A 777-nucleotide genomic window follows, 5' to 3' on the forward strand; every position below is an offset into this window, starting at 1 on the left:
GGCGTGTCGCGCGCCGCGCGACGGACACTGCCCGGCATGAGCGACGTGGTCCAGGACGAGGCCGTGACCTGCCCCCGCTGCGGGGCCGCGCCGGGGGAGCCGTGCCGGACGGCGGACCGCGTGCAGCGGCCGCCGCACCGCCGTCGGACGCTCGCCGCGCAGGAGGCGTCGCGCGCGTCGGACGACTGAGGCCGGACCGGCGCGCCGGCCGCGGCCGCGGTCGCGCGGGTGAGTGTGCGGGTCAGCGTGTGGTCGCGGTGAACCCGGCGGTCGTGCCGGGGTGGATGTCCCAGGTGCGGATGTCCTTGCCCACGCCGTCCTCGCTCTTCTCGAAGAGCCGCACGACGCCGTCGGCGTGGGCGCTGATCCCGTGGATCACGTGCGCCCCGGTCACGCCCTCGACGAAGACGGCGACGAGGCCGTCGAAGTCGCTCATGCTCGACGGGGACCGGTCGTTGACCGTGCGGACCGTGTAGGGGACGCCGGAGGCGACCAGCTCGGGGGTCGGGTACGTCATGGTGGACCTCCACCTCTGGTTGGTGGGCCGCCGCTGGTCCGGCGCTAGGTGTACTGACCCGCTGCGTTGTTGACTCGGTCGATGGGGCGTTGGCCGCCGATGCCGAGGTGGGGTCGGTCCAGGTTGTAGTGCTCGAGCCAGGTGGGCAAGAGTGCGGCACGTTCGTCGTTGGTCGTGAACACGCGCGAGTAGGCCCACTCGGTGGCGAGGGTGCGATTGAGGCGCTCGGCCTTGCCGTTGGTCCAGGGGCAGTGCGGCCG

3 protein-coding genes are annotated in these 777 nt (G+C 73.4%); 1 reads left to right on the forward strand and 2 read right to left on the reverse strand.

The genetic code is table 11. The features are described 5' to 3' along the window. The first annotated feature begins 3 nt into the window (after nucleotides 1-3). On the forward strand, nucleotides 4-189 hold the full coding sequence (locus CTKZ_RS21830; RefSeq protein WP_443090087.1) for a zinc finger domain-containing protein: 186 nt from the start codon (nucleotides 4-6) through the stop codon (nucleotides 187-189). Nucleotides 190-241: 52 nt separating this feature from the next. Here the strand turns inward: CTKZ_RS21830 and CTKZ_RS21835 are convergent, their stop codons facing one another. Both CTKZ_RS21835 and CTKZ_RS20825 read right to left on the reverse strand, forming a co-directional pair. Then, complete coding sequence (locus CTKZ_RS21835) at nucleotides 242-517, reverse strand: hypothetical protein (RefSeq protein WP_160142949.1); 276 nt, start codon at nucleotides 515-517, stop codon at nucleotides 242-244. 44 nt (nucleotides 518-561) lie between these two features. Beyond that, nucleotides 562-777 (reverse strand): integrase core domain-containing protein (locus tag CTKZ_RS20825; protein WP_148090546.1); only part of this gene is annotated, 216 nt, incomplete at its 5' end.

Origin of the sequence: Cellulomonas algicola (assembly GCF_003851725.1) — a bacterium.
Taxonomy (GTDB): Bacteria; Actinomycetota; Actinomycetes; order Actinomycetales; family Cellulomonadaceae; genus Cellulomonas; species Cellulomonas algicola.

What these genes read in the sequence shown, in the direction of transcription:
- CTKZ_RS21835 (WP_160142949.1), bottom strand. Translation starts at nt 517, where the DNA reads ATGACGTACCCGACCCCCGAGCTGGTCGCCTCCGGCGTCCCCTACACG.